The sequence below is a fragment of the Rickettsia japonica YH genome, from assembly GCF_000283595.1.
Classification (GTDB): Bacteria; Pseudomonadota; Alphaproteobacteria; order Rickettsiales; family Rickettsiaceae; genus Rickettsia; species Rickettsia rickettsii.
In genome coordinates this window covers 1,200,129-1,226,081 of sequence record NC_016050.1, presented here as the reverse complement: position 1 = coordinate 1,226,081, position 25,953 = coordinate 1,200,129, and the positions used below count along the sequence as shown (strand labels likewise).

The following is a 25,953-nucleotide window of genomic DNA, read 5'->3' as shown; positions in this document are numbered from 1 at the left end:
AATTCATTTCTAATTTCATTAAATTAGGGTTATACTTACTGATGTATAAAAATAAGGTATATCCATATGACCAATGAAAATAATAATGATTCAGAATTTGCTGAATTAAAAATCAGAGGAAAAATATTTAAATTACCTATACTTAAAGCAAGTATTGGTGAGGATGTAATCGATATAAGTAGGGTATCTGCGGAAGCCGATTGCTTTACTTACGACCCGGGTTTTATGTCTACTGCTTCTTGTCAGTCTACTGTTACCTATATAGACGGTGATAAAGGAATCTTGCGGCATCGAGGATATGATATTAAAGACTTAGCTGAGAAAAGTGATTTTTTAGAAGTGGCATATTTACTGATTTATGGGGAACTACCAAGTGGTGAGCAGTATAATAATTTCACTAAACAGGTTGCTCATCATTCATTAGTGAATGAAAGATTACACTATTTATTTCAAACCTTTTGTAGCTCTTCTCATCCTATGGCTATTATGCTTGCGGCTGTCGGTTCTCTTTCGGCATTTTATCCTGATTTATTGAATTTTAAGGAAGCAGATTACGAACTTACCGCTATTAGAATGATTGCTAAGATACCTACCATCGCTGCAATGTCTTATAAATATTCTATAGGACAACCGTTTATTTATCCTGATAATTCGTTAGATTTTACCGAAAATTTTCTGCATATGATGTTTGCAACGCCTTATACGAAATATACAGTAAATCCAATAATAAAAAATGCTCTTAATAAGATATTTATCCTACATGCCGATCATGAGCAGAATGCTTCTACTTCAACAGTCCGAATTGCCGGCTCATCCGGAGCTAACCCTTTTGCTTGTATTAGCACGGGTATTGCCTCACTTTGGGGACCTGCTCACGGTGGGGCTAATGAAGCGGTAATAAATATGCTTAAAGAAATCGGTAGTTCTGAGTATATTCCTAAATATATAGCTAAAGCTAAGGATAAAAATGATCCATTTAGGTTAATGGGTTTTGGTCATCGTGTATATAAAAACTATGACCCGCGTGCCGCAGTACTTAAAGAAACGTGCAAAGAAGTATTAAAGGAACTCGGGCAGCTAGACAACAATCCGCTCTTACAAATAGCAATAGAACTTGAAGCTATCGCTCTTAAAGATGAATATTTTATTGAGAGAAAATTATATCCAAATGTTGATTTTTATTCGGGTATTATCTATAAGGCTATGGGTATACCGTCGCAAATGTTCACGGTACTTTTTGCAATAGCAAGAACCGTAGGCTGGATGGCACAATGGAAAGAAATGCACGAAGACCCTGAACAAAAAATCAGCAGACCTAGACAGCTTTACACCGGTTATGTACATAGAGAGTATAAGGGTATTCGGGAGAGGTAAACATTGTTGTCATTGCGAGCGACTGCAAGGAGCGTAGCAATCTCAAGAGATTTGATGAGATTGCCACGTCGCTTCGCGCCTCGCAATGACGTTGAAAATATAAATCATATGCATTTTATTGATGAAGTTAAAATATATATAAAAGGTGGGAACGGCGGCAATGGTTGTGTTAGTTTCCATCGTGAGAAATTTATTGACAGAGGCGGACCGGACGGTGGTGATGGTGGACGTGGCGGTAGTGTTATTTTCAGGAGTAATCACCATCTTAATACGCTAGTAAATTATCGATATAAGCAGCATTTTACCGCAGAAAACGGCGAAAACGGTAAAGATTCAAATAGAAGCGGTAAATCAGGAAAATCATTAGTTCTTGATGTTCCGATCGGTACTCAAATCTTTTCCGAGGATGGCAATATATTATTGTACGATTTCACTGTGGATGATCAAAGCTTTGAAATAATTAAAGGAGGAAGTGGCGGTCTTGGTAACAGCCGTTTCAAATCGTCGGTTAATCAAGCTCCAAGAAAGCGTACGGAAGGAGAAATTGCCGAAGAAATGTGGATTCATTTAAGTTTAAAACTTCTCTCTGATGTTGGGCTTGTGGGGCTTCCAAATGCCGGTAAATCTACTTTTTTATCCGTTGTAACGGCAGCCAAGCCTAAAATTGCCGATTATCCCTTTACTACTTTAGTGCCGAAGCTTGGAGTGGTATATGTTGATGACGAAGAGTTTGTCATAGCCGATATTCCCGGCTTAATTGAGGGGGCTCATCAAGGTCACGGACTTGGCGATAAATTCTTAAAGCATATAGAAAGATGTAATGTATTAATACATTTAATAGACGGCTCTAGTAATGATGTAGTTGCAGATTATAATACGGTACGTCTTGAGCTTGAATCATATTCCGATTATCTAAAAAATAAAATCGAAATCATATGTCTTAATAAATGCGATGTTCTCACAGATGAGGAAATACAGGAAAAAATAAATAAGTTGCAGAAAGTTACTAATAAAGAAGTTTTTCCTATCTCTACCCACACTAATGCTGGAGTAAATAAAATAGTTAAACTTGCTTTAGAGACTATAAAAAATCAGGAGTAATACTACTAGGTATTGCCTGCGTGGATACTGAGGATTGTCATTGCGAGGATTCCTGAGATTGCAACGCTTACTAACGTTCGCTCGCAATGACAATGAATAAGCTTTAAATTAAAGTAATACGTTGCTCTTCTGCTTCTAGATATTTCTCTAGCTCTTCCTTAGTATATTTCTTTTCTTTAAGTTTTATTTCGTGATTAAATATATATTGTACAGCTTTATCTTCTAAGGCAGGACCTTTAAGTCCTTCAATTGCTCTAGGATTATTTTTATAAAAATCAAATATCATATTTTCCTGCCCAGGAAAATTACGTGCTTGTTGCATAATAACTTTTCTTAAATCATCAGGCTCTAATTGCAAATTTTTAGATTTTGCATATTCAGCAAGTAATAAGCCTATTCGCACACGGCGTAGGGCTAATTTATTATAATATGCTGTTATTTCTTGAGAGGATTTACCTTTCAATAATGATTCATCTTGTTCATTGTTATCGGTTTCGGACTTTAGAATATTTTTTTCTTGCTCTAATAAAGATTCCGGTACATCAAAATCTAACAATTTTTCTAACTTATCAAATAAGTTCATTTTCATTATAGTATTAATAGCTTCTTCCGACTCATTTTCTATTTGTTTAGTAAAATGTGTACGTAATTCTTCAAGGCTATTACTTTGGAATTTTTTAGCAAATTCGTCATCGATAACGGTAGGTTCTGCAGTATGTACTGCTTTAATTTGTACTACAAAACGAGCATCTTTACCTGCTAAATCTTTAGCATGGTAATTTTCAGGAAAAGTCACATTAACATCTACTTCACTACCTGTTTTAGAACCTATTAATTGTTTCTCAAAACCGGGAATAAGTGCATTACTACCTATTATTACTTTAAAATCATTTAATTTACCGTCCTCAAAAGCTTTCTCCTTGATGTACCCGATTGCATCAATAGTAACCTGATCTCCGTCTTTTATTTTTGCTTTACTTTCTTTAGTATAATTTTTTGTTAATGCGGCAAGTTTTTCTAGTTGTTCTTCAACATCTTTAGAGTTTACTTCTAATTTTGGACGATCTAGTGAGATTTTTTTTAAATCCGGAATAGTAATTTTAGGTAATAGCTCTATTTTTACGGTAAATTCTAAAGCTTTATCGGATTCGTTTTGTAATTCTTCAATTTTGGGTCTACCGATTATATTTAGATTATACTCTTTAATAACGTGATTTACTGAATGGTTAATTCTTCTTTCTATTATATCATTCCTGACGTAAGTACCGTATTTTTTCTTAACAATTGAAACCGGTACTTTACCGGCTCTAAAACCTGCTATTTTAACTTTTTTGGTTAAATCAAGTAATTCTTTTTGAATATCGTCATCTATCTCACTTAAAGGAGTAGAAATTCTTGCATGAAAATCTAATCCTTCGTTTTTTAATATGGTAATGCCCATTTTAATAATCCATTAATTCTGTATATAGTTTGCTAATCAAAATAAACTAAAGAGCTGCAATATGCAATAGTTTTTGTAAAATACCATTAGGATTAGGCATTGTTAACTGTGAGTTTCGCAGAACTCACCTTTGTTGGCATATAGTCGTCTATTTTTGCAATCACTAACTATTTCGCGTTAGCACTTAATAGCAATTGAGCCATTTCCATAGCATTAAGCTCCTGCTTCTTATAATTTTCAAGGGCTTTAATAATTTTGGATATATCAAATATCTTATCGGTATTATTAATATAATAATATTTAGCCCGATTTCCCTTTTTTATTGTATTAATGTTCGGTTCTATTTTTGGTATGGTTGTAGGTAATAGCTTCTTCATTTCATTTTTATACAAAATTATCGCTATTTCTTTTGTGTTACTCATCTTGTTAACGCTCATTAATAGCTTATCGTGACTTGTTTACAATTTTTGAGCAGCCTCTTGAGAGTACGTTTCAACTATCCATACGGCTATTTTAGAAGCAGTAAACTCTTTGCCGGCATGAGTTTTAAGAGTTTAATAATTGCAGTTTTGCGGTCAAAAAAAGACATATTCGGTAATTATATTAAGTTAAAATTCATATTACTTATATTTTTTAGACATTGCTAAATTAAAGATGGATATTGTCATGAGCTAAGCGATTAGCCGTAGTCGATTTTGTAGAAGTACTTTTTTCTTTTTTGTTATTGCTCGTTTGTTCTTTATCTGAGTTAACTTTAAAAGCTCAATAATTACAGCTTTGTATTGAAATTTTGCAGTAGATTATAAATTCTTCAAAGTAAACAAATTAATATTATAGTAGTATAAAAATACAACTATTTTTTAAATTATATAAAGATAAGGTATTTATGGGGTAACCTTTTATTTTTTAAAAAGAATTTAAAGGGTTATATCTTACTTTTTTTAGAGTATATTGCAATAAACTAGATGATTTAGGAGCAAAAGCAAGTAAATAAATTGGGTATAAGATTTGTGGCGTTGTTAACCAAAGATATATATCGTTATGAGCTAAATAACTGAAAGTGTTGTTGCGTGGAGGCCAAATCGTCATTGCGAGGCGCGAAGCGACGTGGCAATCCAGTAAAAAATTCTGATTTACAGAATTTTTTACTGGATTGCTTCATCGAATTACTACGTAATTCTTTTCGCAATGACGGAAAACCGATCCACGCAACAATGCCACGCAGGAATGACATTAAGAGCATTTTTTATTAGACTGCTTCGTCAATTACTGCGTAATTTTCCTCACAATGGCGTTAAGCAATAAGATTTAAGCGTACTTCTTCGTTCAGTTCTTTAGCAGAAGATAATTCTATATCAAGTGCGGCAAATATCTGCACTAAAGCTACAGATAAATCATTGATCATTTTGTCGGTATGGGCAGGGGTTGGGATGATTCGGAGGCGTTCCGTACCTCTCGGTACGGTTGGAAAATTGATATGTTGAACGTAAATACCGTATTCATTAAGGAGCATATTTGAGGCTTTTGCCGTTTTAATCGGATCACCAATAATTATCGGCACTATATGACTTTCATTTTTCAAATAAGGTATATTAAAACGTTCAAAAGAATTTTTAAGTTTTGTAACTACTTCTTGATGTTTTATTCGTTCTTCATTCGATTCTTTAAGATGTCTAATACTATGCGTTGCAGCGGTAGAAATTACCGGCGGCAATGAAGTAGTGAAAATAAACCCTGGAGCGGTTAGTCTTATAGCGTCGATTAAATTATGGTTGCTAGTGATATAACCGCCGATAGTACCATATGCTTTGGCAAGCGTCCCTTGAATAATATCGATTTGATCACTACAATTAAGAAGCTCGGCAATACCGCCACCCTGTTTACCGTATAAACCGACCGTATGAACTTCATCGATAAAGGTTAAAGCATTATATTTTTTGGCTAAGTTGATTATATCTTTGATAGGTGAGAAAAAACCGTCCATAGAGTAAGCCGATTCAAAAACAACAATTTTAGGTCTATTAATATCGACTGATTGTAAAAGCTCTTCTAGATGCTTAACGTCTAAATGTCTATATATATATTTCTCGGCTCTTGAACTTGTAATCCCTGTAATTATTGATGCGTGATTTAGCTCATCGGAGAAAAATACTATATCCGGCATGATTTTAGCAAGACTTGCAAGCGTTGTATCATTTGCAACAAAACCGGATGTAAAAACTAAAGCTGCTTGCTTTTTGTGTAAATTTGCAAGTTCTTTTTCAAGTTCAAGAATGGCTATATTATTACCGCCGATATTGCGAGTTCCACCTGATCCAACACCGTATTTTAGCAAGGCATCTATAGAAGCGTGCATTACTTTTGCATGTTTACTCATACCCAAATAGTCATTAATGCACCACATAACTATTTGTTTATTAGCGTGTTCTGCAAAAGGAAAATTATCGGCTTGTCTTTTTAAGGCCTTAAATTCTCGATATCTTCCTTCGCTTTTGATTTTATCTATATGTTTGCTAAATATAATATCGTAATAAGACATTTTCTCGATGTCATTCCCGCGTAGGCGGGAATCCATTTTATTAATTATAAAATTCTATAATCAGATATTTTGAATGTTCTTTCTGGATTCCCGCCTACGCGGGAATGACACCGAACAGAACAATACTTCCAAACTCACGTTTGCAACTATTCTACATTAAAATTAAAAAAGTTTAAAGTTATAATATGGCTTTTTGTACAATATCGTTTAATCTCTTTGAAAATGCACCTGTATCAGCAACCGGTTCACCCTCTAAAATACAGGCTTGATCAAATATTAGATTAACCAATTCTTCATTATTTTTATTATTTGCTTTTAAGTCGTTAAAGATTTTCTCTATGATTTTATTTTTAGGGTTTAACTCTAGATTTTTAGCTGAGGCATTAGCTATTTGTTTCTGTTCAATCAAAAATCTCTCCATACGAATATCCATAGCAGCGTCGCTAACGGCAAGACAAGCAGGACTTGAAGTAAGTTTTTTAGAGATCTTAACTTCTTTTACCAACTCCCCTAGTGTCTCTTTAAAATAATCTGTTAGCAATTTATATTCATCATCGGATTTTTTACTATCTGTGTTTTTCTCCTCAGATTGTGAAGTAGTTTGCTCTACATCGATATCGCTTCTTGTCGCTGATTTAATAGCATGTTCTTTATATTTGCTATTAACATTTACCCAAAAATCATCCACTGTATCGGTAAAAAGTAATACATCGATTTTTTTACTTAACAACCCTTCGATTTGTGGGCTTGAAAGTAATTTATCGGGGTTATCACCGCTTAAATAATATATAGTACTCTGCCCTTCTTTAAAATTCGCTATATATTCGTCAAGGCTGATCATTTTATTATGCAAGGCACTTCTGAATATGCATACCTCTAATAATTTTTCATGGTTGGTAGTAGCCTCACATAAACCCTCTTTTAAAGCACCGCCGAAATTAGCCCAAAACTTATTATATTCTTCAGGTGATTCCTCTTTCTTTTTTCTAAGCTCGCCAAGCACTCTTTTTGTAATAGCGTTTTTGATTTTCTCAAGCACGCTATTATGCTGCAGTGATTCACGGCTAATATTTAGTGGTAAATCTTCTGAATCAACCACGCCTCGTAAAAATCTTAAATATGACGGGATTAAATCTATATTCTCATCAGATATAAATACTCTTTTTATATATAATTTTACTCGCCTTTTGCGATCAGGGTGGAATAAATCAAATGTTTTGCTTGATGGAATGAAAAGTAGGTTAGTAAATTCTATAGCTCCCTCGTTTTTATTATGCATAGTTATCCAAGGGGCATCAATGGCATAAGATAGGCTTTTGTAGAATTCTTTATATTGTTCTTCCGTAATTTCCGATTTCGGTCTTGTCCATAATGCAGAAGCTGAATTAAGCTGGATTTCATTATTACCAGCTTCATCAAAGAAATATATCGGTACTGCTATGTGATCGGAATAGCTTTTAACGATGTGTTTTAATCTAAAATGATCAAGGAATGTATCTTCTTCCTTTTTGATATGTAAAACGATTTCCGTGCCTCTTGTGAACTCTTTATCTGAATTTGAGACAGTATATTCACCAAGCCCGTCTGATTCCCAAATATGGACTTTATCTTCCCCAGCTTTTCTTGAGGTTACAGTCACTTTATCGGCTACCATAAAGCTTGAATAAAATCCAACACCAAATTGACCGATTAGCATATTGTCTTTTTTAGAATCACCGGATAGGCTTTTAAGAAAATTTGCCGTACCCGATCTTGCAATAGTACCGAGATTTTCAATTAAATCGTCTTTATTCATGCCGATGCCGTTATCACGGATAATGATTTGTCCGTTATCTTTATCGACTTTAACTGTAATTTTAAAATTGCTATCGCCAGCTACTAATGCACTATTACTTTGAGATAAATAACGTAATTTATCACAAGCATCCGAAGCATTGGAAATTAACTCCCTCATAAAAATCTCTTTATTACTATAAAGAGAGTGAATCATTAAATTTAAAATCTTGCCAACCTCGGCATCAAATTTCTTTTTTTCTTGTATCATAATTATTCTAGTTAATAAATTATTTTTTCGTCATATGACTGCTTATGTCATTCCTGCGAAAGCAGGAATCTAGAAAATAATAAATATAAACTGGATTCCCGCCTATACGGGAATGACATTGGAAGTCTAGCAACAACTGCACCTTATTTAATATAGGAATTAATAATCAAATTTAAATAGTCTTCATTAATATTTTTTATCAATATCGTTTTTAAGCTATGAGTATGACCTTTAATAATTTCGATATTACTACGTGATAATTTCCATTCTTTTGCTAAATAATTTATGATTTCTTCATTCGCTTTACCTTGTTCCGGTATTGCTTTTATAGATAATTTTAGATATGGGATATTATTAATAATTACAAAATTGCTAATTAGATTTTGTTTAGAATTAGGCTTTACTTTAAAACTAAGTAAAGCCTGATGTGAAGAAGAATTGTAATTGTAGAATTTATCCATGAATATTTTTTATCATATTTGCTTATTATTTTTAATAAAAAAAGAATCCTTGAAAAACTTTGCTTAAACTGATATAACGTTTACCACAAATGTTTAGCACCCTTAGCTCAGCTGGATAGAGCAACAGATTTCTAATCTGTGGGTCAGAGGTTCGAATCCTTTAGGGTGCGCCATTCTGCATTTCTCGGTATTTCTACAAACGTATCAAACCGCAGATGCAGCATAAAATCAAGCTTTGGACCGTTTAGCTGAATATTAATTGTCTTTCACCAAGCCTCTAAACTAAGCAGCTTTTCTCTTTCTTCTAAATAGTAAATTTATCACCTTATAAAACGAAATATAAAAATATTTCTCAAGTTTATTAATTAAAGCTTTAATTTCTTTTGTGTTAACGAATATTTAATAATCATGATTAGTTATATCACAAGTATCGTTCCATATGTAGACATAAATATGCAAATTTGCTTAATGGAGCTAATAATATTAAAAGAAGAAATGATGATTAATACCCTCACAGAACTATCATCAGACCATTCTGGTGTAATGCTTAATTTAAAACCGAGTAATAACGAAAAAGAGTTTAAAGAAAAATTAGAAAAGATTATTAATACTTATGAAAAAGGGAAGGCAAATCCTGAAATCAAAAAAGAATTAGAGAATCTAGATATATGGTGCACAGAAACAGCTAAAAAAGATAATTTGCATGTTTTTAAAAATATTGGACAAGTTATAAAACATAGTTTTAAAGCTTTGGCTAACATAGGAAATAAAGAAGCTTTCAAAAAAGAACAGAAAGAAGTAGGTATTTATAAGGATGCTATAACACATGCTAATAAAAATACTAAACAAACACTAGAACGCATAAGGGCTACTATTAACAAAAATAAATCTCCCCTTCTTCATTTCTTATTACTACTCCTAAAAATATATCGCAAAAAAGCAAGCGAGGATCTGTAGAAAGATAAATAATAATTACTCGAAGCTGGTAAATGTATCGATAATCGTTCACTAGGGTATGCCATTAACCGAAAACCAACAAGCCGCCTTAATCTCGTTTATTTTCAACTGCGGGGCTGGGGCATTTCAAGCATCAACATTGCGGCAAAAGCTAAACCGAGGTGAATATGCAAACGCTGCTAACGAGTTACTGCGATGGATGTGTGCTAAAGGCGGTCTTAAGCTGCAAGGCTTAGTGAAACGTCGGCAACATTATAGATTATAATTATTACTAATTATTAAAACTTCTGATTATTTCCTGTAATTCTCTAATAATACGCAATTTTATAATTTTTGCTGAGTGTCTTAAACTAAGAGATATTACAGGAAACCTGCTATAAATATTTATCAATTAAGCAGACATCACCGGAGAAGGAGCAAAAGATTTTGTCGGATAATTTCCATTTGCTTTCTCCAATTTTGTAAAATGAAATATACCAAATCCAATACTTGTTGGAATCATAATAATTAATACTCCCCAGTTTCCAAAGGTTTTTATTAAATGAGGAAAACCAAAAGAGCTAATAACATACATACAAGCAGCTGATACAGCATATGTAAATGTTACGGAAGTAAAGTGTTTAAAGATTGGAAAATGTCTAAAACAATTTGGTACAGCCGGCATAACATTAAGGGCAAAAGCCATGATAAGTGCTTGAATATAAATTAATAATATTTCCTAATGCCTAATTACAAATCAGAGGAATATCTAATATATTAGACCAAACTTTATCCCAACCTTTTGCATGAGAAATATTAGGCAAAGTTTGCTTTTTTACACACGGTGAGTTACTTGTTTTTAAGTAAAGTGCTGCTATGAAAGGCGGGACTCTTTTGTCATCCATACCGGAGAGATGTAATTGAGGGATATTATTAACCTGTTTTGCATAATTTATCGGGTTTAAGGATTTAACTAAGTAACCACGATAATTATGATATTTATCAAACTTTTTAGTATCTAAATTACCGGCAATCGTTATAATATCTTTAACATTACTATTTTGAGCGGCAATTAATATTGTAAGCCCGCCGCCACCGGAGAAGCCGACTAAGCTAAATTTTTGTCCGTTATTGATAATATTTATAACATTGTTAATTGAATCTACTACTTCCTGCCCCATTCTTTTATCTAACCAATAATCGCTAATGCATTTTGAGTTCATTTCTAAAGGAGTATATTGGCAAGGTCTTGCTATATAAACAATATTCGGTCTTTTATCCATTGTAGCAAGCTTTAAGAGCATAGGATTAACGGGAGTAGGGTTGTCGGAATTAGCAGATCCATCCGTAAGATGTCCATCTCCCTCAATATAGAATACAAAAGGTAGGTTACGGTCGGTAATACGCTGATAAGTCGTAAGAGTAAAATCACCACCGTTTACTAGCCTCATCTGAAAGTTATTTTGAGTTGCTATATATTGCGAATGCTTTACCCTGCTAGCTACATCATGAGTAGTAGAACACCCTGAAAGAAATATTGGTATTAAAAATATTATTGCCCAAATAAAATTTTTCATAACAATTTTGATTAAAACGGTATTTCGTCGTCTAAGTCGCTATGGTCAAAGGAATGATTTTTAGTTTCAGGATGTTTATATTCGCTATGCCCTGAATCTTGAGTATGATTATTAGAGTTTTTACTATCTAATAATATTAATTGTGAATTAAAGTTTTGTAACACAACTTCCGTGGTATATTTTTCTTGACCTGAATTATCATTCCACTTACGGGTTTGCAATGAACCTTCAATATATAATTTGCTACCTTTTGTGACATAGCGTTCTACAACAGATACTAACCCTTCACTAAATATCACTACTCTATGCCATTCAGTTCGTTCTTTTCGTTCGCTGGTAATGCGATCTTTCCAAGTTTCGGTTGTTGCTAAGGAAAGATTAATGATTTTTTTCCCTTCGCCCGTAGTTCTCATTTCCGGATCACGCCCTACATTACCTATTAATATTACTTTATTTAAACTACCTGCCATAGAACTACCTACTTTAAAATATTATTATTGCAATAATAAAATAAAAGAGCCTATAATACTACAGGTTTTTTAAAAAATATCTCAAAAATTTTATAGTGAAGTGATTATGAACCAAGAATATATTAAGGTATGCGGTGCTAAAGAGCATAATCTAAAAAATATAAATGTTAATATTCCAAGGAATAAATTTGTTGTTATCACCGGTCTTAGCGGTTCAGGCAAGTCTTCTTTAGCGTTTGATACTATTTATGCAGAAGGTCAAAGGCGATATGTTGAAAGTTTATCTTCATATGCAAGGCAATTCTTACATTTACAAAATAAACCTAATGTAGAATCTATTTCCGGATTATCGCCTGCTATTGCAATTGACCAAAAAACTACTTCCAAAAATCCACGTTCTACGGTTGGAACTATAACGGAAATTTACGATTATCTTAGGTTATTATATGCAAGGGTGGGTATTCCTTACTCTCCGGCAACCGGTCTTCCGATACATAGCCAAACAGTTTCCGAGATGGTAGATATAATTAACGAACTACCTAAGGGTACGCAAATATATTTACTCGCTCCTATTGTTAGAGGACATAAGGGTGAGTTCAAGCGTGAAATTATGAATTTGAAAAAGCAAGGCTTTCAGAAATTAATAGTTAACGGGGAAGTTTGCGAAATTGATGATTTACCGAAACTTGATAAAAATAAGAAGCATAATATAGAAGTGATCGTTGATAGAATAGTTCTAGACGAAAATTTAGGTAATAGACTTGCAGATAGCTTAGAGAGTTCATTAAATCTTGCCGAGGGTATTACTTATTTGGAAATTGTAGAATTACCGCCGGCAGTTAAGAGCGAGTTTGAAAAAAATCAGCGTATTACTTTTTCCGAGCAATATTCTTGTCCGGTATCGGGTTTTCAGCTTACTGAAATAGAGCCTCGAATCTTTTCTTTTAATAGCCCTTTTGGAGCATGTCCTAAATGTGAAGGGATAGGTAAGGAGTTTTTCTTTGATAGAGATTTAATAGTTCCGGATCAAAGAATTGCTATTAAAGACGGTGCAATAGTGCCTTGGGGTAGTACAGCTTCTAAATTTATCCTAGAGACATTAAAGGCTCTTGCCGATCATTATAAATTTTCTATTGAAGTACCTTTTGTAAGTTTATCACAAAATGTTAAGGATATTTTATTTGAAGGTTCAGGAGAAGAGGCAATAAAGTTTGAATTTCACGATGGTTCTAAAACGCAAATAATAAAACAACCTTTTGCCGGTATAATACCAAGTTTGCAAGAAAAGGACCGTACTATAGAATCGGTTTTAATTAAAGAAGAACTAGCTAAATTTAAGTCAGAGCATAAATGTACTGCTTGTTCAGGGTTTAGATTAAAAGACGAAGCATTATGCGTTAAAATAGCAAATTTTCATATAGGCGAAGTAGCAGGTATGAGTATTGCAGACTTGCAAAAATGGTTTAGTCACTTAGAAGAAAAATTAAATAAAAAGCAATTATTTATTGCTGAGCGTATACTCAAAGAAATTACCGAGAGATTAAAATTTCTTATGAATGTCGGGCTTGATTATCTAACGTTATCACGAGAAGCAGGTACTTTATCGGGGGGGGAAAGTCAGCGTATTCGTCTTGCATCTCAAATAGGTTCAGGACTGAGCGGTGTTTTATATGTACTTGATGAGCCGTCTATTGGTCTTCATCAACGAGATAATACAAGATTAATTGAGACACTAAAAAGGCTTAGAGATTTGGGTAATACCGTTTTGGTAGTCGAGCATGATGAAGAAACAATATATGAAGCAGACCATATTGTTGATATAGGACCGGGAGCCGGTATTCACGGCGGTCGTGTTATTGCGGAAGGAAATGCTGAAGAAATAAAGAATTTTGAAGAAAGTATCACAGGTAGGTATCTAAGCGGTCGTCAAACAATCAAAGTGCCGTCTGAAACAAGAGTAGGGCATGATAATAGGGTAATTGAATTACTTGGGGCGGTTTCCAACAATTTAGATAATGTTGATATCAAAATTCCGCTTGGTACTTTTACCGCTATAACGGGAGTATCGGGAAGCGGTAAATCAAGTTTGATGATTCATACTCTATATAAAGCGGCTCTAAAGCATTTAGAGCCAACTAGCAAAGTATTTCCCGGCAAATATAGAGAGTTAAAAGGACTTGAATATATTGATAAAATTATCGATATTAATCAATCTCCGATAGGTAGAACTCCTCGTTCAAACCCTGCGACTTATACAGGTGCCTTTACCCATATTAGGGATTGGTTTGTGGAATTACCTGAATCAAAAGCTAGAGGGTATAAAGTAGGCAGATTTTCGTTTAACGTTAAAGGCGGTAGATGTGAAGCATGCCAAGGTGACGGGCTAATAAAAATAGAGATGCATTTCCTACCTGACGTATATGTAAAGTGTGATATTTGTAACGGTCACAGATATAATAGAGAAACGCTTGAAATAAAATATAAAGGTAAATCTATTGCCGATATTTTGATGATGACTGTAGAAGATGCGATGCAGTTTTTTGAAAAAATACCGTTAATCTATGAAAAATTAATTACCTTAAATGAAGTGGGTCTAGGCTATATTAAAATCGGTCAGTCTGCTACTACTCTTTCAGGTGGTGAAGCACAACGCGTTAAGCTTGCTAAAGAATTATCAAGACGTTCAACCGGTAAAACGCTTTATATACTTGATGAACCGACTACGGGATTACATATCGACGATATTAATAAATTGTTAAAAGTGTTACATAAACTTGTTGATATGGGAAATACTGTTTTAGTTATCGAGCATAATTTAGATGTTATAAAAACTGCAGATTATATTATTGATGTCGGTCCTGAAGGTGGCGACAAAGGCGGTAAGATAGTTGTATGTGGCACCCCTGCCGATATCGCTGCCTGTGAGGAAAGCCATACCGGTAGATATTTAAAGCAATATTTGGTGTGATCTAATATAAATAGCAAGTTATTCTATATAATTTGCTATTTGATGTATTGCTAAATTATCCTTAACACTCATCCCTTGATTTCGTTAAGAAAAATTAATCTAATCCTTGCTATTTTCTAAAAAATTATCATATTTTATGGTTATTACCATGTTTTATGGTTTTCTGTAGAATAATTATAAAAGAAGAAATTAATTTAGAAAAGGCCATAACAACCTTAGAAGAAAATGCTAAAAGTAATACCATGACTTTGAAAAAAGCTGGAATAAACCAAGACGATGCTGAAATATTATTGGCAAATATTCATTTATTATATAAAGAGGGTTTTAATAAAAAGTCTGTTTTTGAAAAAATACATAAGCAATATTTAAGTACAAATACACGCCTTAAAAAAATCTTATTAGTAAAGAACTATGTAAGGAAGTATTGCCATATTGTCGAAAATCGCTGACTTATATACGGAGAATGGCGGTTTAAATTCTTTAGAAATGTCTAAAAAATTATCTACTTACTTTGGAAATTTAAACGATATAAAAAGTTACTTAAAAACTGTTAATTATGATACAAAAGCAACAATAGAATTGAGTTTTCAATTTAATTTACCACAAACATTGTCTTCCAAAACATTAGAATTTTTTCAAATTTTAAATAAATCTGGAAGAGACTCATTATATATTTTCAGTAATGCACACTTACTGGAAAAAACTGAAAAATTTCAAAAAATTCTTAAAGAAAATAAATTAAATGTAAATTAAATGATTTTCAGCAGATAACTAAAAATGATTTAAATAATTAGTAAATCAAGTAACTGAAATAGTAATTAAAGAATCTTATAAGTACAACGAAGAAGAATTATCAGAAGAAAATAAATTACATGCAAAAAATTTAGCTAATTTTTCTTTAAAAGGAAAACTAGATAATAATAGTTTTCAAAAAGCATTGAACTTTATAAAAGAATATTATATGTCTGATATTAATTTTGATATAGAGGTAAAAGGCAAAAAGTATAATTTTTCTAAATTACCTGCCGATGATATGAAAGGTTTTATGCTTGGTAAATTTAGTAATTCTTGCCAATCTATAGGACATGATTCCGAAAGATGTGTTTTAGACGGTATGAGTAAAGCAAATGCCGGTTTTTATATAATTACGGATGATAAAGGAAATATAAGAGCTCAGTCATATGCTTGGCTTGCTGGAGAGGGAAAAAAGAATGAAAAAGCCACTTCTATGGTACTAGATTCATTTGAGCATTTAGGGAAAGAAGATAAATTATTATTTGTACCTATAATAAATAAATTGAGAGAAGCATTACAAAAACAAGTATTAAATTTATATGTAGGATGTGGCGGACAAACTCCTAAACTTGATATAAACACTATACATCCAAAACCAATGGAGCAAGATTTTATATATGGCGATGCAACAAATGTTTATCCTATTACAAGAGAAGTACCAACAATAGAATTAAACTTAGGAAAAAATGCAAATGCTAATAACCAGGTTAATCAATATTCTACTATTGAAGAGCTAAAAACTGATAGTAAATTACTACAACAAATTATAATAAGTAAGCAAATTAACCGAGATTTAACAGAAGAGGAAATATCTTTGCTTAACATAGGTTTTACTTTTGCACAAATTTCGAATATAGAAAACGATAAACAAGAATTCTTTGTTGAAAATGACGATAATATAAAAAGTTTGACTGACGCCGGTGTTAGTGTGAAAGAATTACTTGCAATGGAACCAAGTCAGCAGAAACTCTTTATTGAAAATAGTTATAAGGTAAAAAGCTTATCTAAGGCCAGGCTCACTACGAAAGAATTGTTTAATGTGATAACATGCCAACAAGAATCAGGTAATACAAATGAAAATGATTGAACTCAGTTTGATAATACGGATCACAATGCATTAAAAGTAGAGGTGATAGGTGATGCTACAGAACAAGCTTAGGTGAGCGTGGAATACAATTCAAGTATAATAGAATTCTTGCATAACATAGCTAATAAGGAGAGATCCTTTTGGAGACAAATAAGTTATGCAATAATTCTAATGCTTATGGTCATGGTGGTGGGTATAGAAGCCTAGAGCAGAAAGTGCATTTGAGAATTCAGAGTTAGGAGTTATTTCATTTGGTATTCCGCTGCAACATATGTGACCGTTTAAGCATATCACTTGATCGGAATTTTTTATTACGGTAAATAAATCATGAGAAATCATAAAAACCGTAATATTGAGCTTTTTACGAATCAAATTAATAAGCTGATAAAATTCTTGTTGGCTTGTTACGTCTAAAGACTGTAATGGTTCATCTAAAATAATTAAGTCGGGATTATTAACTATTGAACATGCAAGAACTACCTTTTGAAACTGCCCTCCTGAGAGCTTAGAAATTTCTTGATCTTTTATATGTTCCAAATCAATAAATGAGTTAAGCTCTTTAATATTGTTATTAAAATTACTCGGTGCTAACAACTCTAAAAATTTTTTTACTGTAATAGGTAAATCAGGGGTTAATCCGAACTTCTGCGGTACATATCCAATTTTTAGTTTGGGATCAATTATAATCTCGCCGCTTGTAGGTTTTTCAAGTCCAAGCATTAATCGTACTATGGTAGTTTTACCTGCACCGTTAGGTCCGATTAAAGTAGTGATATTATTTTTTTTGACAGTGAAACTAACGTTATTTATCGGAAATTTATTACCGAATTTTTTAGATACGTTACGAAACTCGATTATAGGTTTTTGCATGTGTCAGTTCACTTCTGTCATCCCGTGGCTTAACCACGGGATCCAGTAATAAATACTAAAGTTATTAATGTTTTAAGTTATTTTTCTAGATCCCGTGGTTTTAAGCCACGGGATGACACAGTGGGCAATAAATAGCATTCATTAAATAGAATAAATGCCGATTAGTGCTGCCTCGGCAAGTAAATGTTTTTGCAGGGCTAATACTAAATCTTGCTTGCTAGCATTCTCATCAAGCTCAAGATAATCATTTAGAGCATATAGTTTAAAAAAATAACGATGAAGTTTGCTGGCAAGTGGACAAGGACTGCCGTATTTTTTTTTCTTGCCAGCTATTATTTAAAATTTTAATACTACTATCTATTTGTCCTTCTGAAAGCTTAGTAATAGAAGCAGAAATATTATATATTACCCAATGATCCCATATACCGTGTGGCGGTGCTATTGCTACCGGTGCATCCGGATCATCCATTATAAGTGCAAAAGATTTAGTATCTGAAGGAGCATTACTCCATTCTAGATGCGGTGAAACATTTTGTCCTTTACAAGTAAATTTATCAGGAATGCGATCATTATGTTTAAATGCCGTACTATTATGAAAGTCATAGGTTGCTCCTTTTGTTATAACGTCATTGCGAGCAGCTATAAGCTGCGTGGCAATCTCATGAAATAATAAAATTCCTGAGATTGCTTCGTCAATTACTTCGTAATTTTCTTCACAATGACGTTTTGTCTATCAATTCACAACTTGCCATTGTCCGTCAGGTTGGCGGCATGCATTACCGTATGCTTTTTGTTGTTTTCCGCCTATTACAACTGTTTGAGTGTACTCACGGCAATATTGACCAGTGCTATTTCTATAAGTTTTATTAGGTGTTACGTAACCGTAATTGCCGTTATCCGGATTACGCCATTCTACGTTACTACCACTAGGAGCTGTTTCTAAAGCTCTCTGTGAGGTAAGCTCTGCAAGTCTTCTATCCTGCTCATCCATACCTGCACCGATTTGTCCACCAAGAACTGCTCCAAGTAATGCACCTACACCTACTCCCACAAGCTGTCCTGTGCCCTTACCGAATTGAGAACCAAGTAATGCGCCACCAGCACCGCCAAGAAGTGTTCCTGTACCTTGTTTATTCATACCGCCCGGACCGTTACAGGCTTGTAACATAGAAGTTGCAAGAGCTATAATCATAATTTTAGATAATAGTTTCATATAATTCTCTCTATTAATATATAATTAATCAGTATATGGTTTTTAGAATTTTGTAAAGCTAAAACTAGATTCTGTAAACAAAATTTAAATTATTTGTATTTTAAAATATTATTTTTAATTTTGTTCACAGAACCTTATTATAATTGAATTTTATATTTTCTTTGTTAAACTACAAATAAATAAATTGGAAAGATTTGTCATGGATACTAATAGCCGTAATCGGTTAATAAAATCGGCATCTTATTTATCGGTTACTACGGCATTAATTATTTTAAGTATAAAATTATATGCTTGGGTTGTTACCGATTCGCAATCAATCCTTGCTTCTTTAATTGATTCAATGCTTGATATAACTTCTTCCTTTATTAATCTAATAGCTTTAAGATTTGCCCTGCAACCGCCGGATCATCATCATCGATTCGGGTATGAAAAAATGCAGGATTTAACAATTTTTTCTCAATCGATATTTTTCTTTGCTTCAGCTTTTTTTGTAGGCTTTTCTTCGGTTAAATCTTTATTTGAAAAAACAAAACCGGAGAATATTAGCGACGGTACTACTGTAATGTATGTATGTATATTCTTAACAATTATTTTAGTGCTTTACCAAACTTATGTAATTAAAAAAACAGGATCGGAAATAGTAAAAGCCGATAAGCTTCATTATTTCACAGACTTACTAACTAATGTTATAGTAATTATCTCTATAAATTTAAGTGATTATTTGTGGTTTGTTGACCCATTATTTGGTGTAGTTATTTCGTTATATATATTTCACTCTTCTTATTCTTTATTTAAAAAGGCATTTAAAAATTTAGTAGATCATGAATTACCCGAACAAGATAGACAAAAAATTATCTCGATAGTTAATAACCATTTAGGAGCAAAAGGTATGCACGAAATGAAAACTAGATATGCCGGTCAAAAAGCTTTTATCCAGTGCCATCTGGAAATGGACGGCAATATGTCGCTTTATAATGCTCATAAAATTAGCGATGAGATTGCTTTTGAAATATTGCAGGAATTTCCGGAGGCTGAAATAATTATCCACCAAGATCCTTTTGGAATCGAAGAACACGTAAATTACCGTGAATATATTGTTAGATAAAGAAGCTAATTTTAATAATTTTTTCATGGAGCAAGCTTTAAAACAAGCCAAGATTGCTTTTGATAAAAAGGAAGTCCCGGTCGGAGTGGTAATTGTAGATAGGTTAAATCAGAAAATTATTGCTAGTACCCATAACAATACGGAAGAAAAAAATAACGCTCTTTATCATGCTGAAATTATTGCTATTAATGAAGCATGTAATCTTATATCTTCTAAAAATTTAAATGATTATGATATTTACGTTACTTTAGAACCTTGTGCTATGTGTGCGGCAGCTATAGCTCATAGCAGGTTAAAACGTTTATTTTATGGGGCTTCTGATTCCAAGCACGGAGCAGTCGAAAGTAATTTGCGATATTTTAACAGTAGTGCTTGTTTTCATAGACCGGAAATATATAGCGGAATTCTTGCCGAAGATTCGGGGCTATTAATGAAAGAGTTTTTTAAGAGGATAAGAACTGTTATTTCTAGCCACAGAATGACATAAAGAAGTAAGAAAACATGCTAAAACTATTAACCCCCTATTATTTTAATAAATTATCAAAGGTTATAATACCTATATTAGCTATATCTACTTGCGTAATGATGATTATAGGTCTTTATTTAGCCCTCATAGTTTCGCCGGTAGATTATCAGCAAGGTGATTTTGTACGCATTATGTATGTTCATGTCCCTGCCTCTTGGATGGCTCTTGGTGTTTATGTTTTCATGGCAGCATGCAGCTTTAGCTGTTTAGTATGGAAAACTACTATTAGCTATTTGCTAGCTGTAGCTTCTAGTTACGTTGGGGCTACTTTTACTTTGATTAGTTTAGTAACAGGTTCTTTATGGGGAAAACCTATATGGGGGACATGGTGGGTTTGGGATGCAAGACTTACCTCCATGCTCATATTATTTTTATTATATTTAAGTTATATTATTATAGTGAATAGTGCGGATAATATAAGAAAGGCACAAAATCCTTCTTCTATTATTGCTCTTATCGGACTGATGAACATACCGATAGTAAAATTCTCGGTAAATATTTGGTATAGTCTGCATCAGCCTGCTAGTGTTTTAAGGCTAGGGAGTCCAACTATTCACTCTTCAATGCTAAAGCCTTTAATTATCATGTTTATTAGTTTTATATTATATTTTTTATTAGTATTACTTTTAAGAACTTCTATATTAATCGACAAAATCAAAAACAGATAATAAAATGACTTATGTTGTAACCGATGAATGCGTAAAATGTAAATATACCGATTGTGTTGAAGTATGTCCTGTAGATTGTTTTTATGAAGGTGAAAGGGAAGATGATTTTATGTTAGTCATTAATCCCGATGAATGTATAGATTGCGGCGTTTGTGTTCCTGATTGTCCTATAGGTGCTATTAAACCTGAATCACCGGGGTTAATAGAATGGGTAGAACGTGCAAAAGATTTTATAGAAAATAAAGGATGGAAAAATATTACCAAAAAAAAACCTGCTTTGCCTGATGCCGATAAATTTAAAGATGAGAAAGATAAGTTTAATAAATACATAGGTTCTGTGAAGATTTCTAATTGATTTGTTATTTTGAGATATTTTTAAGCGAAAATTATAATATTTTTTTGAAAATAGGATTAAATATTCCTTCAAAAATCTTATTTTTTTCGCTTCAAAATATCTCACAATAACAAATCAATTAGAAATCTTCACAGAACCTAAAATAACATGAATTAACTATATGTGTTTATTTTGTCACAAAACTTAATAAAAGCTTTATTATTATGAATCTAGTTGCCAATTAAATATAGAACTAAAAAATATAATATGTTATATATGCCATTAAGATAATGTTTAATTATTTAATTTGAGGTGCTAATCATGAAAAAATTACTTTTAATAGCTGCTACAAGTGCAACAATTTTATCTTCTAGCGTATCATTTGCTGAGGGCATGGATCATGAGTGGTATTTAAGAATAGATACCGGTGCAGCAATGTTTAATGAAGAAAAGGATAAGGCAACCGGTGTTAAATTAAAATCTAATACAACTGTTCCAGTTGATTTAGGTATCGGTTATTATATTTCCGAAAACTTTAGAGCCGATTTAACTTTAGGTACTATAATCGGTGGTAAGTTAAAGAAATCCGGAGCTGCGACTAATGCACCTTTTACCGGTACTAATGTTTCAGCAAGCCATAAACCTACTATTACACGTTTACTTATTAACGGTTATGTAGATTTAACTAATTTTGATATGTTCGATGTTTTTGCTGGTGCCGGTGTTGGTCCTGCATTAGTTAAAGAAAAAATTACATATAATGGGATAACCGGTCTTTCATCTAACACTAAAAACAGAACTAATATTTCTTACAAGTTAACTTTAGGTACTTCTGCACAAATTGCCGACGGTGTTAAAGTAGAACTAGCTTATAGCTGGATAGATGATGGTAGAACAAAAAGTAAGAATGTAATTTATCAAGGAACAAGTGTACCAACCGGTGGTATGCGTTATCAAAGCCATAACTTAACAGCCGGTATAAGATTTGATATATAATTAACAAGAATATATTAATAGTTTTAGGTAATAACCTAATATCATATCGTGGCTTAACCACGGTATCTAGAAATACAAAAAAAACTGGATCCCGGTGGTTAAGCCACAGAGTGACATTAGATGACAACTCAGAAATGTCACTTAAAGCTGTTTTTTATTGAATTTAGGTAAAAATTGTAAAATTATTATCTAATATCGTTTTTACTAACAACTAATAAAATTTAAAGGAAAAATTTAACAATATGAAAAAATTACTTTTAATAGCAGCTGCAAGCACAGCACTTTTAACTTCTGGTCTTTCATTTGCTGATTGCGATATGAATTCTTCTGTAGATTCATCTACTAATTCATCGATGTCATCATCTGTGGAAAATCAATGGTATTTAAAACTTAGTGCCGGCGGTGTGATTTTTAACAAAACAAAACATAAAGGAGCAGATTTTAAGTTAAAGTCTCATATAAAGTCTCATATAAAGTCTCATATAAAGTCTAATACAGGATTTACAGGTGAGATCGGTGCGGGTTACTATATCATGGATAATCTAAGAACCGATTTAACAATTGGAACGGTAGCAAGTAGTCATTTAAAGAAATCAAAAACTTATCCAGACGGTAATTCTTTCTCAGTAAAAAATAAACCTACTATTGTAAGTTTATTACTTAACGGTTATGTTGATTTCGTCGATTTAAGCATGTTTAAAGTATTTGCAGGTGCAGGTGTTGGTGCTGCTTTTGTAAAGGAAAAAATTAACTCTAAAGATATTAAAAATGGTGTAACTGACACTTTCAACGGTACTACTAAAAACAAAACTAACTTTGCTTATCAATTATCTTTAGGAACTTCATTTGAAGTTACACAAGGTGTAAAAGCTGAACTAGTTTATAGCTGGAGAGATTACGGTAAAACAAAAAATACCACCAAAACTATTGACGGGGATAAAGTTAAATTTGGCGGAACCCATTATAAAGGTCATAACTTAATGGCAGGATTAAGATTTGATATGTAATTAGTCTTAAATCTTTTTACAAGCTATTAACACGAAAAAGGAGTCTTTAATAAAGACTCCTTTTTTTGTTTGTATGCCTTGGTATTGCCTACGTGGATACTGAGAAATCATGAGCTAAGCGACTGTAAGGTATTATCGCATGATTCAGCTTTTTTGTCATTGCGAGGAAAATTACGAAGTAATTGACTAAGCAATCCAGTAAAAAATTCTGATTTACAGCATTTTTATTATTTTTCCTAGATCCTACGGCTGCGGAGTTGTTGTATGGTTCGAAAAGCCCGTACGATATCATTCCCGCGAAAGCGGGAATGACATAAACTGAGCCAGGCAACAACACCTACAAGCTTGCGGAGTTATAGTAGAGATGGCATTGATATTCATGCCAACAAACTCTTAATCTAAAGACTCTTTTTGCCTTTATAAAACGTTACGTTCATTTTATGTATTGCTGCAAAGCCTAAATAAATTTTAATACGTTCTAGAATAATATCTTGATAATAAGGTAATTCTGCTGCAGTAGCATTATCTTCAGCTTGTATAAACAGCGTATTAATCTTTTGTTTTTTATAAGTATAGGTGATGATTTTTAAAGGTAATGCTTTAGTGCTGAAGTTAAATCCGACTATTTTATTCCAGTTAATCATGATTTCAGGCAGCAATGGATGTTGTTTAGCAAATATACGTCTAACTATTTTATCGATATCCTCTTTAATGAGCTTCATTTTAATAAACTCTGCACTGTTAAAGTTATGACGGCTAAGGCAAGCATTATAGATATTACGGGAAAATGTAAAGATGTAACCGATATGATCATTAAAAATATATTACAAACTGCTATAATCGATACTACTTGTTTATGAGATTTACCTTTTTGTACTGCTTTTTGAAAAAAATGCTTTAAATGAGGCTGCCAAATTTTTTCTTTATTGAGTAGCCGAATTAATATGGTTAGCACTGCATCAGTGATGTAATATAAGCTAGCAATAGCACAAGCTATAAATAAATTAGTGCTTGTAAGAGCCAGCAGGAGCAAACAAAGACCCGTTAAGAATCCAAGACTAATACTTCCCACGTCTCCTAAAAATATTTTTGCCGGATGCCAATTAAATATTAAAAAACCACAAGAACAACCAAGAATAATAACATTTACACTAGCTATAAAATATGGATTATTAATAGTCGGAAATTGTAAAAAACATAATATAAGCATAGTGCTAGATAGATGGATAGATTCCACACAACTCATACCGTCTATACCGTCCATAAAATTATATATATTAATAAAACCGCTTAAAGCTATAACTAAAATAGAATATATTAGTATATGTACAGAGTTTAGCTGCGAAAAAAGAAAAATAGCAAAAGCTGCACAAATTAAGTGAAATATTAAACGAATTAGAATAGGTACGGCTTTTAAGTCATCTAAAAAGGAAATCGAAGCAATTGCCAATAATAACGGTAATATTTTTATTGAATTAACAAAGTTATTGCTCATTATATATTCAAACCCGCTCAAAGCAATCATTACAACAACTACAATAGCAAGACCGCCGCCGCGCGGTGTTATCTTATCATGAGAACGACGGTTACTTGGTATATCAACTAAACCGATAGTAGGAAGATATTTAGTTAATATATATGTTAATATAGCGGTGGATATAAAAGAAAAAATAAATAATGTGCTGTAGCTATTTATATTCATAGGAACATATTAGATTTAAAACTATAATATTTACGGTTTGGCATTTCTCTACTATCTTATTTGTCATATGAATGTTGGCTTTTGAAGGTTCAGGGCTACCGCTTGGATGATGATGCACAAGTATAAGGCTGCTTGCTTCTCGTTAAATAAAGCTCGTTTAATTATCTCACGTGGATATACCGCAGCTTGGTCTATAGTTCCTTGACTTAAAACCTCATCAGCAATTAAAATATTTTTCTTATTCAAAAATAATATACGCAATTGCTCGAGTCGCATATTGCTCATATTAACTGTTAAATAATCAATCCAAGAACTCCAAGAAGCACTAATATTTTTATTTATTATTTTTTGTTTCAATACTCTAATTTATCAGCTCAAGTAGAGCAAAATTGATATATAAATTTTCATTGGTGCCTTTAATACTAAGTAGCCTTTCCTTATCAAGGTTAATTAAATCCGTAATATCAAAATGATCAAGTAATTTTTTAGCAAGAGGTTTTATGTCTTTACGAGGGATAGCCGAAAATAACATTACTTCAAGTAATTCGTAATCAGAAAAATGTTCTGCTCCAGCGGCAACGAAGCGTTCTTTTACTCTTTTACGGTGACCTATATAATGATGCGTATCTATTTCATCATTACTAAATTCTAACAAATTATTTTCTAACATTCTTTATGTTTATTCAAATTATAAATAAGTAAAATGTTGCTGATGTCATTCCTAGCTAAAAGCAGGAAT

Annotated in this window: 26 protein-coding genes, 1 tRNA gene and 3 pseudogenes; 15 read left to right on the top strand and 15 right to left on the bottom strand. The window is 32.7% G+C overall.

What is annotated here, in order from left to right:
- The first annotated feature begins 66 nt into the window (after positions 1-66).
- Both RJP_RS06660 and obgE read left to right on the top strand, forming a co-directional pair.
- Complete coding sequence (locus tag RJP_RS06660; RefSeq protein ID WP_014121147.1) at positions 67-1,374, top strand: citrate synthase; 1,308 nt, start codon at positions 67-69, stop codon at positions 1,372-1,374.
- A 108-nt stretch (positions 1,375-1,482) separates the two neighbouring features.
- Positions 1,483-2,475, top strand: coding sequence for a GTPase ObgE (obgE, locus tag RJP_RS06655; protein ID WP_024704395.1), 993 nt, complete (start codon positions 1,483-1,485; stop codon positions 2,473-2,475).
- Between the two features lie 103 nt (positions 2,476-2,578).
- Here the strand turns inward: obgE and tig are convergent, their stop codons facing one another.
- The 5 genes from tig to RJP_RS06630 form a co-directional block, all read right to left on the bottom strand.
- Entirely contained in the window at positions 2,579-3,916 is a 1,338-nt protein-coding gene (tig, locus tag RJP_RS06650) for a trigger factor (RefSeq protein ID WP_014121145.1), read from the bottom strand.
- A 167-nt stretch (positions 3,917-4,083) separates the two neighbouring features.
- Entirely contained in the window at positions 4,084-4,293 is a 210-nt protein-coding gene (locus tag RJP_RS09925) for a hypothetical protein (protein ID WP_390889715.1), read from the bottom strand.
- Positions 4,294-5,210: 917 nt separating this feature from the next.
- Positions 5,211-6,455 (bottom strand): 5-aminolevulinate synthase, encoded by a 1,245-nt coding sequence (gene hemA / locus RJP_RS06640; protein WP_024704393.1) that lies wholly within the window; start codon positions 6,453-6,455, stop codon positions 5,211-5,213.
- Between the two features lie 178 nt (positions 6,456-6,633).
- Positions 6,634-8,499 carry a molecular chaperone HtpG gene (htpG, locus tag RJP_RS06635; protein WP_014121142.1) on the bottom strand — a complete coding sequence of 622 codons (1,866 nt, stop codon included), beginning with the start codon at positions 8,497-8,499 and terminating at the stop codon, positions 6,634-6,636.
- A gap of 143 nt (positions 8,500-8,642) precedes the next feature.
- Positions 8,643-8,960, bottom strand: a complete 318-nt coding sequence (locus RJP_RS06630) for an A1G_07140 family DUF167 domain protein (protein WP_004997180.1) — start codon at positions 8,958-8,960, stop codon at positions 8,643-8,645.
- Positions 8,961-9,056: 96 nt separating this feature from the next.
- Between RJP_RS06630 and RJP_RS06625 the strand changes: the two genes are divergently transcribed.
- The 3 genes from RJP_RS06625 to RJP_RS06615 all read left to right on the top strand — a co-directional run bounded on the left by RJP_RS06625 (position 9,057) and on the right by RJP_RS06615 (position 10,182).
- Positions 9,057-9,133: transfer RNA gene (locus RJP_RS06625), tRNA-Arg, on the top strand.
- Between the two features lie 235 nt (positions 9,134-9,368).
- The gene (locus tag RJP_RS07100; protein ID WP_225981274.1) at positions 9,369-9,917 is read left to right on the top strand and encodes a hypothetical protein; all 549 of its coding nucleotides are present in this window, start codon (positions 9,369-9,371) and stop codon (positions 9,915-9,917) included.
- Positions 9,918-9,975: 58 nt separating this feature from the next.
- Positions 9,976-10,182: a lysozyme gene (locus RJP_RS06615; protein WP_024704392.1), complete on the top strand. Its 207-nt coding sequence runs from the start codon at positions 9,976-9,978 to the stop codon at positions 10,180-10,182.
- Positions 10,183-10,308: 126 nt separating this feature from the next.
- Here the strand turns inward: RJP_RS06615 and RJP_RS06610 are convergent, their stop codons facing one another.
- From RJP_RS06610 to RJP_RS06600, 3 genes are read right to left on the bottom strand one after another with little or no spacing between them, the layout of a single operon-like run.
- Complete coding sequence (locus tag RJP_RS06610; RefSeq protein WP_014121140.1) at positions 10,309-10,602, bottom strand: hypothetical protein; 294 nt, start codon at positions 10,600-10,602, stop codon at positions 10,309-10,311.
- Between the two features lie 40 nt (positions 10,603-10,642).
- Positions 10,643-11,473 carry an alpha/beta hydrolase family protein gene (locus RJP_RS06605; protein ID WP_014014872.1) on the bottom strand — a complete coding sequence of 277 codons (831 nt, stop codon included), beginning with the start codon at positions 11,471-11,473 and terminating at the stop codon, positions 10,643-10,645.
- Between the two features lie 11 nt (positions 11,474-11,484).
- Entirely contained in the window at positions 11,485-11,943 is a 459-nt protein-coding gene (locus RJP_RS06600; protein WP_014014871.1) for a single-stranded DNA-binding protein, read from the bottom strand.
- Positions 11,944-12,049: 106 nt separating this feature from the next.
- Here RJP_RS06600 and uvrA point away from each other — a divergent pair, with 106 nt between their 5' ends.
- The 4 genes and pseudogenes from uvrA to RJP_RS10880 all read left to right on the top strand — a co-directional run.
- A complete protein-coding gene (uvrA, locus tag RJP_RS06595) occupies positions 12,050-14,911 on the top strand; it encodes an excinuclease ABC subunit UvrA (protein ID WP_024704391.1) in 2,862 nt (953 codons plus the stop codon).
- A 155-nt stretch (positions 14,912-15,066) separates the two neighbouring features.
- Positions 15,067-15,360 (top strand): hypothetical protein, encoded by a 294-nt coding sequence (locus tag RJP_RS06590; RefSeq protein ID WP_014121138.1) that lies wholly within the window; start codon positions 15,067-15,069, stop codon positions 15,358-15,360.
- Positions 15,344-15,664 (top strand): hypothetical protein, encoded by a 321-nt coding sequence (locus tag RJP_RS06585; RefSeq protein ID WP_014121137.1) that lies wholly within the window; start codon positions 15,344-15,346, stop codon positions 15,662-15,664. Before RJP_RS06590 ends, RJP_RS06585 begins: the two co-directional genes overlap by 17 nt.
- Positions 15,665-15,872: 208 nt before the next feature.
- A pseudogene (locus tag RJP_RS10880) lies at positions 15,873-16,142 on the top strand (hypothetical protein); the annotation flags it as partial.
- Between the two features lie 819 nt (positions 16,143-16,961).
- Here the strand turns inward: RJP_RS10880 and RJP_RS06570 are convergent.
- The 3 genes and pseudogenes from RJP_RS06570 to RJP_RS06560 all read right to left on the bottom strand — a co-directional run bounded on the left by RJP_RS06570 (position 16,962) and on the right by RJP_RS06560 (position 18,876).
- Complete coding sequence (locus RJP_RS06570; protein ID WP_014014864.1) at positions 16,962-17,663, bottom strand: ATP-binding cassette domain-containing protein; 702 nt, start codon at positions 17,661-17,663, stop codon at positions 16,962-16,964.
- A 141-nt stretch (positions 17,664-17,804) separates the two neighbouring features.
- A pseudogene (locus tag RJP_RS06565) lies at positions 17,805-18,285 on the bottom strand (YbhB/YbcL family Raf kinase inhibitor-like protein).
- Positions 18,286-18,396: 111 nt separating this feature from the next.
- Entirely contained in the window at positions 18,397-18,876 is a 480-nt protein-coding gene (locus RJP_RS06560) for an RT0821/Lpp0805 family surface protein (protein WP_014121135.1), read from the bottom strand.
- A 199-nt stretch (positions 18,877-19,075) separates the two neighbouring features.
- Between RJP_RS06560 and RJP_RS06555 the strand changes: the two genes are divergently transcribed.
- From RJP_RS06555 to RJP_RS06530, 6 genes are all read left to right on the top strand, one after another.
- On the top strand, positions 19,076-19,981 hold the full coding sequence (locus RJP_RS06555) for a cation diffusion facilitator family transporter (RefSeq protein WP_024704390.1): 906 nt from the start codon (positions 19,076-19,078) through the stop codon (positions 19,979-19,981).
- The gene (locus RJP_RS06550) at positions 19,962-20,468 is read left to right on the top strand and encodes a nucleoside deaminase (RefSeq protein WP_014121133.1); all 507 of its coding nucleotides are present in this window, start codon (positions 19,962-19,964) and stop codon (positions 20,466-20,468) included. Before RJP_RS06555 ends, RJP_RS06550 begins: the two co-directional genes overlap by 20 nt.
- A gap of 14 nt (positions 20,469-20,482) precedes the next feature.
- A complete protein-coding gene (locus tag RJP_RS06545; protein ID WP_014014859.1) occupies positions 20,483-21,175 on the top strand; it encodes a heme ABC transporter permease in 693 nt (230 codons plus the stop codon).
- 4 nt (positions 21,176-21,179) lie between these two features.
- Positions 21,180-21,530, top strand: coding sequence for a ferredoxin family protein (locus RJP_RS06540; RefSeq protein WP_014014858.1), 351 nt, complete (start codon positions 21,180-21,182; stop codon positions 21,528-21,530).
- A 300-nt stretch (positions 21,531-21,830) separates the two neighbouring features.
- Entirely contained in the window at positions 21,831-22,505 is a 675-nt protein-coding gene (locus RJP_RS06535; protein WP_024704389.1) for an outer membrane beta-barrel protein, read from the top strand.
- A 242-nt stretch (positions 22,506-22,747) separates the two neighbouring features.
- Positions 22,748-23,512 carry an outer membrane protein gene (locus RJP_RS06530; RefSeq protein ID WP_014121131.1) on the top strand — a complete coding sequence of 255 codons (765 nt, stop codon included), beginning with the start codon at positions 22,748-22,750 and terminating at the stop codon, positions 23,510-23,512.
- A 398-nt stretch (positions 23,513-23,910) separates the two neighbouring features.
- On the opposite strand, the gene RJP_RS06525 is transcribed toward RJP_RS06530, so the two are convergent.
- From RJP_RS06525 to RJP_RS06510, 4 genes and pseudogenes are all read right to left on the bottom strand, one after another.
- Positions 23,911-24,234, bottom strand: coding sequence for a DUF721 domain-containing protein (locus tag RJP_RS06525; RefSeq protein WP_014121130.1), 324 nt, complete (start codon positions 24,232-24,234; stop codon positions 23,911-23,913).
- A complete protein-coding gene (locus tag RJP_RS06520; RefSeq protein ID WP_014121129.1) occupies positions 24,231-25,214 on the bottom strand; it encodes an MraY family glycosyltransferase in 984 nt (327 codons plus the stop codon). Before RJP_RS06520 ends, RJP_RS06525 begins: the two co-directional genes overlap by 4 nt.
- Positions 25,201-25,571: pseudogene (locus RJP_RS06515) on the bottom strand (JAB domain-containing protein). The gene RJP_RS06520 and the pseudogene RJP_RS06515 overlap by 14 nt, the downstream one beginning before the upstream one ends.
- Positions 25,572-25,575: 4 nt before the next feature.
- Positions 25,576-25,884, bottom strand: coding sequence for a UPF0758 domain-containing protein (locus RJP_RS06510; protein WP_014014852.1), 309 nt, complete (start codon positions 25,882-25,884; stop codon positions 25,576-25,578).
- Between the last annotated feature and the right edge of the window lie 69 nt (positions 25,885-25,953).